This is a genomic window from Pseudomonas sp. LAMO17WK12:I10 (assembly GCF_900215185.1).
Taxonomy (GTDB): domain Bacteria; phylum Pseudomonadota; class Gammaproteobacteria; order Pseudomonadales; family Pseudomonadaceae; genus Aquipseudomonas; species Aquipseudomonas chlororaphis.
In genome coordinates this window covers 255244-270048 of sequence record NZ_OBDX01000003.1, presented here as the reverse complement: position 1 = coordinate 270048, position 14805 = coordinate 255244, and the positions used below count along the sequence as shown (strand labels likewise).

Below are 14805 nucleotides of genomic sequence, written 5' to 3'. Positions count from 1 at the left end.
CACGGCTGTAACTCCAAGACACATATGTTTCAAAGCAAGTTAAGTGCCATCGAAGAGTTTTAACTTTCAATAATGCGTGACATATAACCTACCGGTATTTATCTAATTAAATAAATACCGATGGGCTATATAGGAAGTTATAACGAGGGACAGCCCCGAGAACTCAGGACCGAGGAGCGTAGGCAAATACATCGGCGCGCATCTGGTGCGCATCCATGCCCGCTTCGACCAGCGCGTCGAGGGTCGCGTAGATCATCGCCGGCGAACCGCTGGCGTAGACATGCACCGCCGACAGGTCGGCTATATCCTCGCTCACCGCCTCGTGCAGCATGCCGCAGCGCCCTTCCCAGCCACAGAGGTCGCTGACCACCTTGTGCAGGAACAGGTTGGGCAGCTTCTTCCATTCGTCCCAGTGTTCGATCTGGTAGAAGTCGTCCGGCCGGCGCACACCCCAGTACAGGTGCACCGGGTATTTGAAGCCCTTGGCCCGGCAATGCTCGATCAGGCTGTGCATCTGCGCCATGCCGGTACCAGCGGCGATCAGCACCAGCGGCCCGTCCGGCAGCTCGGCCAGGTGGGTATCGCCAAACGGCAGCTCGACGCGCACGTTGCCATTGCGCTGCAACTGTTCGATCAGGCTTTGTGCACTGCTTTCGCGCACCAGTACGTGCAGCTCCAGATCGCGCCCGGCGTGTGGCGCCGAGGCCAGGGAGAACGCCGACTTCTCGCCATTCTCCCGCTCGAGCATCAGGTACTGGCCGGCGTGATAACGCGGTGGCTTGCCGGCGGGCGCCCGCAGGCGGACCCGCCAGACATCGCCGCCGACTTCCAGACACTCGGTGACCTGACACGACAGACTGCGCACCGGCAGCTCTCCCAGCGCAAGGACGCCATCCCACAGCACAATGCAGTCTTGCAGCGGCTCTGCAATGCAAGTGTAGAACTCGCCATGATCGCGCACATCGCCGGCCTGCAGGACGCGGCCCTCCACCAGCAGGGCGCAGCACACATGACAGTTGCCATTGCGGCAGCTTTGCGGGCATTCATAGCCCAGGCGCCGCGCCGCATCGAGAATCCGCTCGCCGGGCAGCGTCTCAAGCACCGCTCCGGAGGGCTGCAAGGTTACACGCATCAATCTATTCCTAACTGATTCCAGATGGCATCGATCCGGCGGGTCACTGCCTCATCCTTGACGATCACCCGGCCCCACTCGCGGGTGGTTTCACCGGGCCACTTATGCGTGGCATCGAGCCCCATCTTCGAGCCCAGGCCGGAGACCGGCGAGGCGAAGTCGAGGTAGTCGATCGGCGTGTTATCGATCATCACCGTATCGCGCTTGGGGTCCATGCGCGTGGTAATGGCCCAGATCACGTCGTTCCAGTCGCGCGCGTTGATATCGTCGTCAGTGACAATAACGAACTTGGTGTACATGAACTGTCGCAAAAACGACCAGACACCGAGCATTACCCGCTTGGCGTGGCCGGGGTACTGCTTCTTCATGGTCACCACCGCCATGCGGTACGAGCAGCCTTCGGGCGGCAGGTAGAAATCGGTGATTTCCGGGAACTGCTTTTGCAGGATAGGCACGAATACTTCATTCAGCGCCACGCCGAGAATCGCCGGCTCATCCGGCGGACGACCGGTGTAGGTACTGTGGTAGATCGGCTTGATCCGGTGGGTGATGCGCTCGACGGTGAACACCGGGAAGCTGTCGACTTCGTTGTAGTAGCCAGTGTGGTCGCCATACGGGCCTTCATCGGCCATCTCGCCCGGATGGATCACCCCTTCCAGGATGATTTCCGCAGTGGCCGGCACTTGCAGGTCGTTGCCGCGGCATTTCACCAATTCGGTGCGGTTGCCCCGCAGCAGGCCGGCGAAGGCGTATTCGGAGAGGCTGTCCGGCACCGGCGTCACGGCGCCGAGGATGGTCGCCGGATCGGCGCCCAGGGCCACGGACACCGGGAACGGCTGGCCCGGGTGCTTCTCGCACCACTCGCGGTAATCCAGCGCGCCGCCACGGTGGCTCAACCAGCGCATGATCACCTTGTTGCGGCCGATCACCTGCTGGCGATAGATACCGAGGTTCTGCCGGTCCTTGTTCGGCCCCTTGGTGACGGTCAGGCCCCAGGTGATCAGCGGGCCGACATCGCCCGGCCAGCAGGTCTGCACCGGCAGCATCGCCAGGTCGACGTCGTCGCCTTCGATGACCACTTCCTGGCAGATCGCGTCCTTGACGACTTTTGGCGCCATGGAAATGATCTTGCGAAAGATCGGCAGCTTGGACCAGGCATCCTTCAGCCCCTTGGGCGGCTCGGGCTCCTTGAGGAACGCCAGCAGCTTGCCGATTTCCCGCAGTTCGCTGACCGCCTCGGCACCCATGCCCAGCGCCACGCGCTCCGGGGTGCCGAACAGGTTGCCCAGCACCGGAATGTCGTAGCCGGTGGGATTTTCAAACAGCAGGGCCGGACCTTTGGCACGCAAGGTGCGATCGCAGACCTCGGTCATTTCCAGCACTGGGGACACCGGAGCCTGGATGCGCTTGAGTTCGCCGCGCTGTTCCAGACCGCTGATAAAGTCGCGCAAGTCGCGATACTGCATGCGTGAGCCTCGTTTTGGCCGTGGCGTTCGGGGCTGGCAGTTTAGCGCCGAACCCGACTGTTCAGAACAGTGAACTGCCGTTCATCAATAATCAGATAGCAAAAAGCCGGGTTTCCCCGGCTTTTGCGGTCCCGCTCGACTTACTTGCGTTTCATCGACAGGAAGAACTCATCGTTGGTCTTGGTCTGTTTCAGCTTGTCGACCAGGAACTCGATGGCGGCGACTTCATCCATCGGATGCAGCAGCTTGCGCAGGATCCACATGCGCTGCAGCTCGTCGTCGGCGGTCAGCAACTCTTCGCGGCGGGTGCCGGAACGGTTGATATTGATGGCCGGGAAGACACGCTTCTCGGCGATCTTGCGGTCCAGGGGCAGCTCCATGTTGCCGGTGCCCTTGAACTCTTCGTAGATCACTTCGTCCATCTTCGAGCCGGTCTCGACCAGCGCCGTGGCGATGATGGTCAGCGAGCCGCCTTCTTCGATGTTCCGCGCGGCACCGAAGAAACGCTTCGGCTTTTCCAGGGCGTGGGCATCGACACCACCGGTCAGCACCTTGCCGGAGCTCGGGATCACGGTGTTGTAGGCACGGGCCAGACGGGTGATGGAGTCGAGCAGGATCACCACGTCCTTCTTGTGTTCGACCAGGCGCTTGGCCTTCTCGATCACCATTTCGGCAACCTGCACGTGGCGGGTTGGCGGTTCGTCGAAGGTGGAGGCGACCACTTCGCCGCGCACGGTGCGCTGCATCTCGGTCACTTCTTCCGGACGTTCGTCGATCAGCAGCACGATCAGATGAACTTCAGGGTTGTTACGGGTGATGTTCGACGCGATGTTCTGCAGCATGATGGTCTTGCCCGCTTTCGGCGGAGCAACGATCAGGCCGCGCTGGCCTTTACCGATCGGGGCGCACAGGTCGATGACACGACCGGTCAGGTCTTCGGTGGAGCCGTTGCCGGCTTCCATCTTCATGCGCACGGTCGGGAACAGCGGCGTCAGGTTTTCGAACAGGATCTTGTTCTTCGCGTTCTCGGGACGATCGTAGTTGATCGTGTCGACCTTCAGCAGTGCGAAGTAACGCTCGCCTTCCTTTGGAGGGCGGATCTTGCCAACGATGGTGTCACCGGTGCGCAAGTTGAAACGACGGATCTGGCTCGGGGAGACGTAGATATCGTCTGGGCCGGCCAGATAGGAGGCGTCGGAGGAGCGAAGAAAGCCGAAGCCGTCCTGGAGGATCTCCAGCACGCCATCACCGGAGATTTCCTCGCCGCTTTTAGCGTGCTTTTTCAGCAGGGAGAAAATCACGTCCTGCTTGCGCGAACGGGCCATATTTTCTATGCCCATCTGTTCGGCCAATTCGAGCAGTTCGGTAATCGGCTTTTGCTTGAGTTCAGTCAGATTCATATAGGAATGACGTAATCATTTATGGAGGGGGGAAATTAAGCTTTTGGCTTAATGATGCCGCGCCGCGGAGAAGGCGACAGGATCGCGTACTTATTCGAAAAGGAGAGCGTCGGCGACGGCTTGCAGGGGGCAGAGGAGAAACCAGTGCGGGGCCGAATGTAACACCTGAGTTTCTGAGCGTCTAGCCCTGAATAATGAAAAAGCCCCGCTATTTACGGGGCTTTTTTGATGCGATTTACAACGATACTTAGATGTTGGCGTCGAGGAACGCAGCCAGTTGCGACTTGGACAGTGCGCCGACCTTGGTGGCTTCGACGTTGCCGTTCTTGAACAGCATCAGCGTCGGGATACCACGTACGCCATGCTTGGCCGGGGTTTCCTGGTTTTCGTCGATGTTCAGCTTGGCAACGGTCAGCTTGCCTTTGTAGGTTTCAGCGATTTCGTCCAGGACCGGAGCGATCATTTTGCATGGGCCGCACCACTCAGCCCAGTAGTCGACCAGTACAGCGCCTTCGGCCTTGAGTACGTCAGCCTCGAAGCTAGCGTCGCTAACGTGTTTGATAAGATCGCTGCTCATGGAAGTCTCCAGGTTGTAAGCAAAAAAACGTGGCCCATCATAGCCGCCCTTCCCGCGTTCAGGAAGCCGGAGTTGATTGACTCTCGCTATGGTGCCCGATGAATTTGGGTATAGCTCAACTGGAAACTATGCGGGGGTGACGAAGGCGATTCCGGTGCGCAATGCCGCGCCGCGCACATGCTCCTGCATGGCCTTCTGCGCCGCCCCAGACGCATGCCGGGCCAGCCCGCGCAGGATCTTGCGGTGCTCCTGCCAGGTTTCCATGGCCCGCTCGGGCCGGATGAACGGTAGCTTCTGGCTCTCCAGGAAGATCTCGGCACTGGTACTGAGAATGCTCACCATTGCCTGATTGCCGCTGGCTTGCAGGATCTTCTGGTGAAACTCGAAATCCAGCCGCGCCGCCGCCTCGAAATCCGCCGCCCGCAGCTCGTTGCGCATGGCCTCGACATTATCCTGCAGCGCATCCAGCTCATCGGCGGTCAGGGTCACGGCCGCCAGCCCCGCGGCGAAGCCTTCCAGGGCGTAACGCAGCTGAAAGATGTCCGTTGGCGACGCCTGGGCCGCGAACGGCCAGCTCAGCCCCGCGCCATTGACCGGCAATTCCGCGGCCTGCACGAAAACACCTTTGCCAGGCTGCACGCTGATCACGCCCAAGGCGCTCAAGGACGACAGCGCCTCGCGCAACGAGGCCCGGCTGACCCCCAGCTGTACGGCCAGATCGCGCTGCGACGGCAGCGCATCGCCCGGGCCGAAGCCGCGCTCGTTGATCAATTGGCGGATGGCTTGCAGCGCCACCTCGGGTACGGCGCGGGAGATCGAGTTCATAAAATGCAGGCTGGCCGGTCCAGGAAAAGGCTAGTTGTAAAGCTATTCGCCGAGCCCGGCAAGTCGTGCCCCAAGGGGGTTCGGGCGCCTCTCCGGACGCTCGATAAGGGGGCAGAAACGCCAGCAACTGTTCAGACCAGTAAGACCGAACAAAACCAGCAAAACCCAGCACTCCAGGGCTTTTACCGGCGTTTGGCACGGCCTGTGCTGTGTCGCTGCGCAGAAATCACTTCCCGTGAATCCGGAGATTTGCCATGACCAAGCGTTTCAGCGCCCTGCTCTCTGCCCTGTTTGCCAGTCTGATGCTGAGCCAGACGCCCGCCCACGCCAACGGCCTGGACGATGTCGTCGCCCGTGGCACCCTCAAGGTGGCCGTGCCCCAGGACTTCCCACCCTTCGGCTCGGTCGGTCCGGACATGAAACCCCGCGGCCTGGATATCGACACCGCGAAACTGCTGGCCGACCAGCTCAAGGTCAAGCTCGAACTGACCCCGGTCAACAGCACCAACCGCATTCCGTTCCTGACCACCGGCAAGGTCGACCTGGTGATCTCCAGCCTCGGCAAGAACCCGGAGCGCGAGAAGGTCATCGATTTCTCCCAGGCCTACGCGCCCTTCTACCTGGCGGTATTCGGCCCACCCGAAGCGCCTATTGCCACCCTCGACGACCTCAAGGGCAAGACCATCAGCGTCACCCGTGGCGCCATCGAAGACATCGAACTGACCGCCGTGGCCCCGCAAGGCGTGACCATCAAGCGCTTCGAGGACAACAACTCGACCATCGCCGCCTACCTGGCCGGCCAGGTCGACCTGATCGCCAGCGGCAACGTGGTAATGGTCGCCATTAGCGAGCGCAACCCGAAACGCATCCCGGCGATGAAGGTCAAGCTCAAGGATTCCCCGGTCTACGTCGGCGTGAACAAGAACCAGCCGGAGCTGCTGGACAAGGTCAACCAGATCCTCACCACCGCCAAGGCCGACGGCAGCCTGGAAAAGAACGCCCAGCTGTGGCTCAAGCAGCCATTGCCGGCTGGCCTCTGATCGCGGTCGCGGAGGTTATCCATGGCTTATCAGTTCGACTTTCTACCGGTGCTGGAAAACACCAGCCTGCTGCTGCGCGGCGCCCTGTTCACCCTTGAGCTGACCGCCATCGGCGCATTGCTCGGGGTCGGTCTGGGCATAGTCGGCGCGGTGGTGCGGGCCTGGAAGATCCAGCCCTTCTCGGCCCTCTTCGGCGTCTACGTCGAGCTGATCCGCAACACCCCGTTCCTGGTGCAGCTGTTCTTCATCTTCTTCGGCCTGCCGTCCCTGGGGCTGCAGATATCCGAGTGGCAGGCGGCGGTGCTGGCGATGGTGATCAACCTGGGCGCCTACTCCACGGAAATCATCCGCGCCGGGATCCAGGCCATCCCCCGCGGCCAGCTGGAGGCCGCGGCGGCCCTGGCCATGACGCGCCTGGAGGCCTTCCGCCATGTGGTATTGCTGCCGGCGCTGGGCAAGGTGTGGCCGGCCCTGAGCAGCCAGATCATCATCGTCATGCTCGGTTCGGCGGTGTGTTCGCAGATCGCCACCGAGGAGCTGAGCTTCGCCGCCAACTTCATTCAGTCGCGCAACTTCCGCGCCTTTGAAACCTACGCCCTGACCACGCTGATCTACCTGTGCATGGCCCTGCTGATCCGGCAGTTGCTGAACTGGGTCGGGCGACGCTATATCGCGAGGAGCAGCCAATGAGTGATTTCAGCTTCTGGGACATCGTGCGCAACCTGCTCACCGGCCTGCAATGGACCCTGCTGCTGTCGCTGGTGGCCTTTGTCGGCGGCGGGCTGATCGGTTTGTTGATCATGACCCTGCGCATTTCCAAGAAGGCTTTCCCCAATGGTTTCGCCCGCCTGTACATCGAGCTGTTCCAGGGCACGCCGCTGTTGATGCAGCTGTTCCTGGTGTTCTTCGGCATCGCCCTGCTGGGGGTGGATATCTCGCCCTGGCTGGCGGCGGCCATCGCCCTGACGCTGTTCACCAGCGCCTACCTGGCGGAGATCTGGCGCGGCTGCGTCGACTCGATCCCCAACGGCCAGTGGGAAGCCTCCTCCAGCCTGGCGCTCAACCCTTATGAACAGCTGCGCCATGTGATCCTGCCGCAGGCGCTGCGGATTGCCGTGGCGCCTACCGTGGGCTTCTCGGTGCAGGTGGTCAAAGGCACCGCGGTGACCTCGATCATCGGCTTCACCGAGCTGACCAAGACTGGCGGCATGCTCGCCAACGCCACCTTCGAGCCCTTCATGGTCTACGGCCTGGTGGCGCTCGGTTACTTCCTGCTGTGCTACCCCCTGTCCCTCAGTGCGCGCTACCTGGAAAGGAGACTGCATGCCTCTGCTTAGAATTTCCGCCCTGCATAAATATTACGGCGACCATCATGTGCTCAAGGGCATCGACCTCAGTATCGAGGAAGGCCAGGTGGTGGCGATCATCGGGCGCAGCGGCTCGGGCAAGAGCACCTTGCTGCGCACCCTCAACGGCCTGGAGTCGATCAACGACGGGGTCATCGAAGTCGACGGCGAATACCTCGACGCCGCCCGCGCCGACCTGCGCAGCCTGCGGCAGAAGGTCGGCATGGTGTTCCAGCAGTTCAACCTGTTCCCGCACCTGACCGTCGGCGAGAACGTCATGCTCGCCCCGCAGGTGGTACAGAAGGTGCCCAAGGCCAGGGCCGCCGAACTGGCGCGCAAGATGCTGAAACGGGTCGGCCTGGAGGAGAAGTTCGACGCCTTCCCCGACCGCCTGTCCGGCGGCCAGCAACAGCGGGTGGCGATTGCCCGGGCCCTGGCCATGTCGCCCAAGGTGCTGCTGTGCGACGAGATCACCTCGGCCCTGGATCCGGAACTGGTCAACGAGGTCCTGAGCGTGGTGCGCCAGCTGGCCAAGGACGGCATGACCCTGATCATGGTGACCCACGAGATGCGTTTCGCCCGGGAAGTAGGCGACAAGCTGGTGTTCATGCACCAGGGCAAGGTGCATGAAGTGGGCGACCCGAAAGTGCTGTTCGCCAACCCGCAGACGCCGGAACTGGCGAATTTCATCGGAACCAATGAAAGCGCCTGATCGCCCGCCTGTAGCCGCTGCCGCAGGCTGCGATGGTCCGGGCCACGCTGGTCGCAGGGCCTTCCTGGGCCCTCAAGAACAGCGCCTGCTTCGCAGTCGGTCGCAGCCTGCGGCAGCGGCTACAGGGAACTGTGGCGCAAGGATTCATGCGTTGAATCAACGCATTGGACGCTGTGCGTTGGCGCGAGCGATTGATCGTGGCAGGATGGCAAGGTTATCGACCGAGACCCCCAAACCATGCCGCAATCCCAAGCCAAGAATCTGTCCCTGATCGCCGCCATCGACCTGGGCTCCAACAGCTTTCACATGGTCGTGGCCAAGGCTCACCATAATGAAATCCGCATTCTCGAGCGGCTCGGTGAAAAGGTGCAGTTGGCCGCCGGGATCGACGAAGACCGTCAACTCAACGAAGAGTCCATGCAGCGCGGGCTCGATTGCCTGAAGCGCTTCGCCCAACTGATCAACGGCATGCCCCTGGGCGCGGTGCGCATCGTCGGCACCAACGCCCTGCGCGAAGCGCGCAACCGCGGCGAATTCATCCGCCGCGCCGAGGAAATCCTCGGCCACCCGGTGGAAGTCATCTCCGGTCGTGAAGAAGCCCGCCTCATCTACCTGGGCGTGTCCCATACCCTCGCCGATACCCCGGGCAAGCGCCTGGTCGCCGACATCGGCGGCGGCAGTACCGAATTCATCATCGGCCAGCGCTTCGAGCCGCTGCTGCGCGAAAGCCTGCAGATGGGCTGCGTCAGCTTCACCCAGCGCTATTTCCGCGACGGCAAGATCACCCCGGCGCGCTACGCCCAGGCCTACACTGCGGCGCGCCTGGAAATCATGAGCATCGAACACGCCCTGCATCGCCTGACCTGGGATGAAGCCATCGGTTCCTCGGGCACCATCCGCGCCATCGGCCTGGCACTCAAGGCCGGCGGCCACGGCAGCGGTGAAGTCAACGCCGAAGGCCTGGCCTGGCTCAAGCGTCGGCTGTTCAAGCTGGGCGATGCCGAGAAAATCGACTTCGAAGGCATCAAGCCGGACCGCCGGGCGATCTTCCCCGCCGGCCTGGCGATTCTCGAAGCCATCTTCGACGCCCTCGAACTGCAGCGCATGGACCATTGCGAAGGCGCCCTGCGCGAAGGCGTGCTCTACGACCTGCTGGGCCGTCATCACCACGAAGACGTGCGCGAGCGCACCCTGGGCTCGCTGATGGAGCGTTATCACGTCGACCTGGAACAGGCCGCCCGGGTCGAGCGCAAGGCGCTCCACGCCTTCGACCAAGTGGCCGAGGACTGGGACCTGGAGGACGGCGTCTGGCGCGAACTGCTGGGCTGGGCCGCCAAGGTCCATGAAGTGGGCCTGGATATCGCCCACTACCATTACCACAAGCACGGCGCCTACCTGATCGAGCACTCCGACCTCGCCGGTTTCTCCCGCGAAGACCAGCAAATGCTCGCGCTACTGGTACGCGGCCACCGTCGCAACATTCCCAAGGACAAGTTCGCCGAATTCGGCGAGGAAGGCAGCAAGCTGATCCGCCTGTGCGTGCTGCTGCGTTTCGCCATCCTGTTCCACCATATCCGCGGCACCCAGGAAATGCCCCAGGTGAAGCTGCACGCCGCTGGCGACAGCCTGGAGGTGATGTTCCCGGCAAACTGGCTCGACGAGAACCAGCTGACCCAGGCCGACTTCGCCCTGGAAGCCGAGTGGCTGACCCGGGTCGGGATCACCCTCAACGTGCACTGAAACGCCCCGCACAAAAAAGCCGGCTTGCCGGCGATGGGCTCCTTCTAAAGGGCACCATCGCCGGCAAGCCGGCTTTTTCATGGGCTGAATAAGCCCCGGCTCAGCGCACCGCCAGCACCGGGTTGCTCAGGCGCTCCAGCAGTGTGGCCTGGGCGCTGCGCGGGTTCTGGTTGCCGGTCGGGGTGTTGCGGATGTAGCGACCGTCCGACTGCAGGCTCCAGCTGTGGGTGTTATCGGTGAGATAACTTTCCAGCTCTTTCTTGACCCGCAGGATCAGCTTCTTGCCCTCGACCGGGAAGCAAGTCTCGACGCGCTTGTCGAGGTTGCGCTCCATCCAGTCGGCGCTGGAGAGGAACATCTGCTCCTCGCCGCCATTGAGGAAGTAGAACACCCGGGTGTGCTCCAGGAAGCGGCCGATGATCGAGCGCACATGGATGTTGTGCGACACGCCGGCGATCCCCGGACGCAGGCAGCACATGCCACGTACCACCAGGTCGATGCGCACGCCCGACTGGCTGGCCTTGTACAGCGCGCGGATGATCTTCGGATCGGTCAGCGAGTTGAACTTGGCGATGATGTGCGCCGGCTTGCCATCCAGGGCGAACTGGGTCTCCCGGGCAATCATGTCGAGCATGCCCTTCTTCAGAGTGAAGGGCGCGTGCAGCAGTTTCTTCATGCGCAGGGTCTTGCCCATGCCGATCAACTGGCTGAAGAGCTTGCCGACGTCCTCGCACAAAGCGTCGTCGGAGGTCAGCAGGCTGTAGTCGGTATACAGGCGGGCGTTGCCGGCGTGGTAGTTGCCGGTGCCCAGGTGGGCGTAGCGCACGATCTCGCCGGCTTCGCGCCGCAGGATCAGCATCATCTTGGCGTGGGTCTTGAAGCCGACCACGCCGTAGATCACCACCGCGCCGGCCGCTTGCAGGCGGCTGGCCAGTTGCAGGTTGGACTCTTCGTCGAAGCGCGCGCGCAGCTCGATCACCGCGGTGACTTCCTTGCCATTACGCGCCGCATCCACCAGCGCATCGACGATTTCCGAGTTGGCGCCGGAGCGGTACAGGGTTTGGCGCACCGCCAGCACGTGCGGATCCTTGGCCGCCTGACGCAGCAGGTCGACCACCGGGGTGAAGGACTCGAACGGGTGCAGCAGCAGGATGTCCTGCTTGCTGATCACGCTGAAGATGTTCTCGCTGTTCTGCAACAGCTTGGGAATCTGCGGGGTGAACGGCGTGTATTGCAGCTCCGGGTGGCTGTCCAGGCCGGTGATGCTGAACAGGCGCGTCAGGTTCACCGGACCGTTGACCTGGTACAGCTCGGTCTCGCTCAGGTTGAACTGCTTGAGCAGGTAGTCGGACAGGTGTTTCGGGCAGGTGTCGGCCACTTCCAGACGCACCGCATCGCCGTAACGACGGGAGAACAGCTCGCCGCGCAGGGCGCGGGCCAGGTCTTCGACGTCCTCGGTGTCCACCGCCAGGTCGGCGTTGCGGGTCAGGCGGAACTGATAGCAGCCCTTTACCTTCATGCCCTGGAACAGGTCATCGGCGTGGGCGTGGATCATCGACGAGAGGAATACATAGTTGTCGCCAGGGCCGCCGACTTCTTCCGGCACCTTGATGATCCGCGGCAGCAGGCGCGGCGCCGGGATGATCGCCAGGCCGGAATCGCGACCAAAGGCGTCGATCCCTTCGAGTTCGACGATGAAGTTCAGGCTCTTGTTCACCAGCAGCGGGAACGGGTGCGTCGGGTCGAGGCCGATCGGGGTGATGATCGGCGCGATCTCGTCGCGGAAGTAACGACGAACCCAGGTCTTGAGCTTGGTGGTCCAGTAACGGCGACGGATGAAGCGGACCTGATGCTTCTCCAGCTCCGGCAACAGGATGTCGTTGAGGATCGCGTACTGGCGGTCGACGTGACCGTGCACCAGGTCGCTGATGCGCGCCAGGGCCTGGTGCGGCTGAAGGCCATCGGCACCGGCCTGTTCACGGGCGAAGGTGATCTGTTTCTTCAGGCCGGCGACGCGGATCTCGAAGAACTCGTCCAGGTTGCTGGAGAAGATCAGCAGGAACTTCAGGCGCTCCAGCAACGGATAGGACTCATCCAGCGCCTGTTCCAGCACGCGGATGTTGAACTGCAGTTGCGACAGCTCGCGATGGATATACAGGCTGCTGTCATCCAGGCTCGGGATGACCAGGGTCGGCATCGCCACATGCGGTGCGTCCGCTTGCACCGGCGGGGCTTCCAGCTCCGGTGGTGTTTCAACGACCTGCTCGACCACGGGTTGAGCTTCTTTTACGGCAACTTCAGTGAGTCCTTCGGTATTCATCGCGTGTTCCTGGGAGGGCTATTTTTGCTCTCGTAACAATTGAGCAGCACGAACGGCAAAGTAAGTCAGGATGCCATCGGCACCCGCGCGTTTAAAGGCGGTCAAGGATTCGAGAATAACCCCTTCGCTCAACCAGCCATTCTGGATCGCCGCCATGTGCATGGCGTATTCGCCGCTGACCTGATAGACAAAGGTTGGCACCTTGAATTCATCCTTGACCCGCCAAAGGATGTCCAGGTACGGCATGCCCGGCTTGACCATGACCATGTCCGCGCCTTCGGCGAGGTCGGCGGCCACTTCATGCAGGGCTTCGTGGCTGTTGGCCGGGTCCATCTGGTAGGAGGCCTTGTTGGCCTTGCCCAGGTTCAGCGCCGAGCCGACCGCATCGCGGAACGGGCCGTAATAGGCGCTGGCGTACTTGGCCGAATAGGCCATGATCCGCACGTTGACGTGCCCGGCCAGCTCCAGGGCTTCGCGGATCGCCTGGATGCGGCCGTCCATCATGTCCGAAGGCGCGACCACCTGGGCGCCGGCGTCGGCATGGGACAGGGCTTGCTTGACCAGTGCATCGACGGTGACGTCGTTCTGCACATAGCCTTCTTCGTCGAGGATGCCGTCCTGACCGTGGGTGGTGAACGGGTCGAGCGCCACGTCGGTGATCACGCCCAACTCGGGGAAACGCTCACGCAGCGCGCGGGTGGCGCGCTGGGCAATGCCTTCCGGGTTCCAGGCTTCGGCGGCGTCCAGCGACTTGAGATCCGCCGGGGTCACCGGGAACAACGCCAGCGCGGGAATCCCCAGCTCGACCCATTTCGCCGCTTCCTCCAGCAGCAGGTCGATGGTCAGGCGTTCGACGCCCGGCATCGAGGCCACCGCCTCCCGACGACTCTCACCGTCGAGCACGAATACCGGCAGGATCAGGTCATCGGTGGTCAGGACGTTTTCACGCACCAGGCGACGAGAAAAGTCATCACGGCGATTGCGACGCAGGCGAGTGGCGGGAAACAAACGGTTGGCTGGGGTAAAGCTCACGACAGACTCCTGAGCCCGCACAGGCGGGCGAGCGTGACAGTTATAAGCGCCCATTATGACGAACGGATGACAGTTGTGCTTAACCCTGTGACCGGTAGTCGCAGCTATTGTCCAGCCAGCATTTGTTCACGTCGAGACACATTTGGATACTTTCCTCCATGGGCCCGAAGGGTTAGGCTGCGCGTTCATTTCGCCAGCATCCAGACAATGCTCCAACAATTTCTTCAGGAATTCGGCTACTTCGCCCTCTTTCTCGGCACATTCTTCGAAGGCGAGACCATCCTGGTCCTGGCCGGCTTCCTCGCGTTTCGCGGATACATGGACATCAACCTGGTGGTGGTCGTGGCGTTCTTCGGCAGCTATGCCGGCGACCAGCTGTGGTACTTCCTGGGACGCAAGCACGGGCGCAAGCTGCTGGCGCGCAAGCCGCGCTGGCAATTGATGGGCGATCGGGCGCTGGAGCATATCCGTAAGCATCCGGACATCTGGGTGCTGAGCTTTCGCTTCGTCTACGGCCTGCGCACCGTGATGCCGGTGGCCATCGGCCTGTCGGGATATCCGCCGGGACGTTATCTGTTGCTCAACGGCATTGGCGCGGCGATCTGGGCCGCCGCCCTGGCCGCCGCGGCCTATCACTTCGGCGCCGTGCTCGAAGGCATGCTGGGCAGCATCAAGAAGTACGAACTGTGGGTGCTCGGCGCCTTGCTGGTCCTGGGTTTTGCCCTGTGGCTGCGCCGCCGCTTGAAGAATGCGCGACTGGCCAAGGCGATCTACGAAGCCGAACAGGTCAAGCAGAACGAGCAGAGCGATTGCTGCAAGTCTAAGACGCCAGTCGAGTAAGACGACCCCGGCAGCAGTAAAGCGCTATGCCACTGAGCAGGCTGTAGCTGACAGGCCGACCCAACCCAAGGCGCTGGCCGGCCACAGCCCGACCAGAGGCGCCAGCCACACCAGCGGCAGGTTCGACGCCAGCCGCAGCAGCTCCATCTGCAGCGCCCACGGGCGATTCTCCAGCGCCACCCCAATACCCAAATAATGAACACCCCGCCGTAGTTGCGATCCATGTAGAAAGCGTCCGCGACCCGATAGCTGTTCACCCCCGCCAGCGTCGGCCAGCAGCTCGAGGGCTATCAGCACGAAGAAGAACGGCACCGCATACAGAATGAAATTCATGACACGGCCTGATCGCAATCCTGATCGGAGATTAGGTCGGGC

Annotated in this window: 13 protein-coding genes and 1 pseudogene; 6 read left to right on the top strand and 8 right to left on the bottom strand. The window is 62.2% G+C overall.

Going from position 1 to position 14805, the window contains the following annotated elements; translation table 11 throughout:
• Positions 1 to 163 precede the first annotated feature (163 nt).
• The 5 genes from CRO75_RS05755 to CRO75_RS05735 all read right to left on the bottom strand — a co-directional run bounded on the left by CRO75_RS05755 (position 164) and on the right by CRO75_RS05735 (position 5400).
• Complete coding sequence (locus CRO75_RS05755; RefSeq protein ID WP_009046124.1) at positions 164 to 1132, bottom strand: CDP-6-deoxy-delta-3,4-glucoseen reductase; 969 nt, start codon at positions 1130 to 1132, stop codon at positions 164 to 166.
• Positions 1132 to 2598 carry a 4-hydroxy-3-polyprenylbenzoate decarboxylase gene (gene ubiD / locus CRO75_RS05750; RefSeq protein WP_097134691.1) on the bottom strand — a complete coding sequence of 489 codons (1467 nt, stop codon included), beginning with the start codon at positions 2596 to 2598 and terminating at the stop codon, positions 1132 to 1134. The genes CRO75_RS05755 and ubiD overlap by 1 nt, the downstream gene beginning before the upstream one ends.
• A gap of 140 nt (positions 2599 to 2738) precedes the next feature.
• Complete coding sequence (gene rho, locus CRO75_RS05745) at positions 2739 to 3998, bottom strand: transcription termination factor Rho (RefSeq protein ID WP_007926725.1); 1260 nt, start codon at positions 3996 to 3998, stop codon at positions 2739 to 2741.
• 247 nt (positions 3999 to 4245) lie between these two features.
• Positions 4246 to 4575, bottom strand: a complete 330-nt coding sequence (trxA, locus tag CRO75_RS05740; RefSeq protein ID WP_003206727.1) for a thioredoxin TrxA — start codon at positions 4573 to 4575, stop codon at positions 4246 to 4248.
• A 126-nt stretch (positions 4576 to 4701) separates the two neighbouring features.
• On the bottom strand, positions 4702 to 5400 hold the full coding sequence (locus CRO75_RS05735; protein WP_009046126.1) for a FadR/GntR family transcriptional regulator: 699 nt from the start codon (positions 5398 to 5400) through the stop codon (positions 4702 to 4704).
• Between the two features lie 254 nt (positions 5401 to 5654).
• Between CRO75_RS05735 and CRO75_RS05730 the strand changes: the two genes are divergently transcribed.
• The 5 genes from CRO75_RS05730 (at position 5655) to ppx (ending at position 10238) form a co-directional block, all read left to right on the top strand.
• Positions 5655 to 6440 carry a transporter substrate-binding domain-containing protein gene (locus CRO75_RS05730; RefSeq protein ID WP_009046127.1) on the top strand — a complete coding sequence of 262 codons (786 nt, stop codon included), beginning with the start codon at positions 5655 to 5657 and terminating at the stop codon, positions 6438 to 6440.
• A gap of 21 nt (positions 6441 to 6461) precedes the next feature.
• Entirely contained in the window at positions 6462 to 7130 is a 669-nt protein-coding gene (locus CRO75_RS05725; protein WP_053263061.1) for an amino acid ABC transporter permease, read from the top strand.
• Positions 7127 to 7777, top strand: a complete 651-nt coding sequence (locus CRO75_RS05720; RefSeq protein ID WP_097134690.1) for an amino acid ABC transporter permease — start codon at positions 7127 to 7129, stop codon at positions 7775 to 7777. Before CRO75_RS05725 ends, CRO75_RS05720 begins: the two co-directional genes overlap by 4 nt.
• Positions 7764 to 8498 carry an amino acid ABC transporter ATP-binding protein gene (locus CRO75_RS05715; protein ID WP_097134689.1) on the top strand — a complete coding sequence of 245 codons (735 nt, stop codon included), beginning with the start codon at positions 7764 to 7766 and terminating at the stop codon, positions 8496 to 8498. Before CRO75_RS05720 ends, CRO75_RS05715 begins: the two co-directional genes overlap by 14 nt.
• A 237-nt stretch (positions 8499 to 8735) precedes the next feature.
• A complete protein-coding gene (gene ppx, locus CRO75_RS05710; protein ID WP_007926717.1) occupies positions 8736 to 10238 on the top strand; it encodes an exopolyphosphatase in 1503 nt (500 codons plus the stop codon).
• Positions 10239 to 10338: 100 nt separating this feature from the next.
• Here ppx and ppk1 read toward each other — a convergent pair whose 3' ends face one another.
• Positions 10339 to 12558, bottom strand: a complete 2220-nt coding sequence (ppk1, locus tag CRO75_RS05705; RefSeq protein ID WP_009046131.1) for a polyphosphate kinase 1 — start codon at positions 12556 to 12558, stop codon at positions 10339 to 10341.
• An 18-nt stretch (positions 12559 to 12576) separates the two neighbouring features.
• The gene (gene hemB, locus CRO75_RS05700) at positions 12577 to 13590 is read right to left on the bottom strand and encodes a porphobilinogen synthase (RefSeq protein ID WP_097134688.1); all 1014 of its coding nucleotides are present in this window, start codon (positions 13588 to 13590) and stop codon (positions 12577 to 12579) included.
• A 207-nt stretch (positions 13591 to 13797) separates the two neighbouring features.
• Here hemB and CRO75_RS05695 point away from each other — a divergent pair, with 207 nt between their 5' ends.
• Entirely contained in the window at positions 13798 to 14430 is a 633-nt protein-coding gene (locus CRO75_RS05695) for a DedA family protein (protein ID WP_097134687.1), read from the top strand.
• On the opposite strand, the pseudogene CRO75_RS05690 reads toward CRO75_RS05695, so the two are convergent.
• A pseudogene (locus CRO75_RS05690) lies at positions 14411 to 14616 on the bottom strand (hypothetical protein); the annotation flags it as partial. The gene CRO75_RS05695 and the pseudogene CRO75_RS05690 sit on opposite strands and share 20 nt — an antisense overlap.
• Positions 14617 to 14805: the final 189 nt, after the last annotated feature.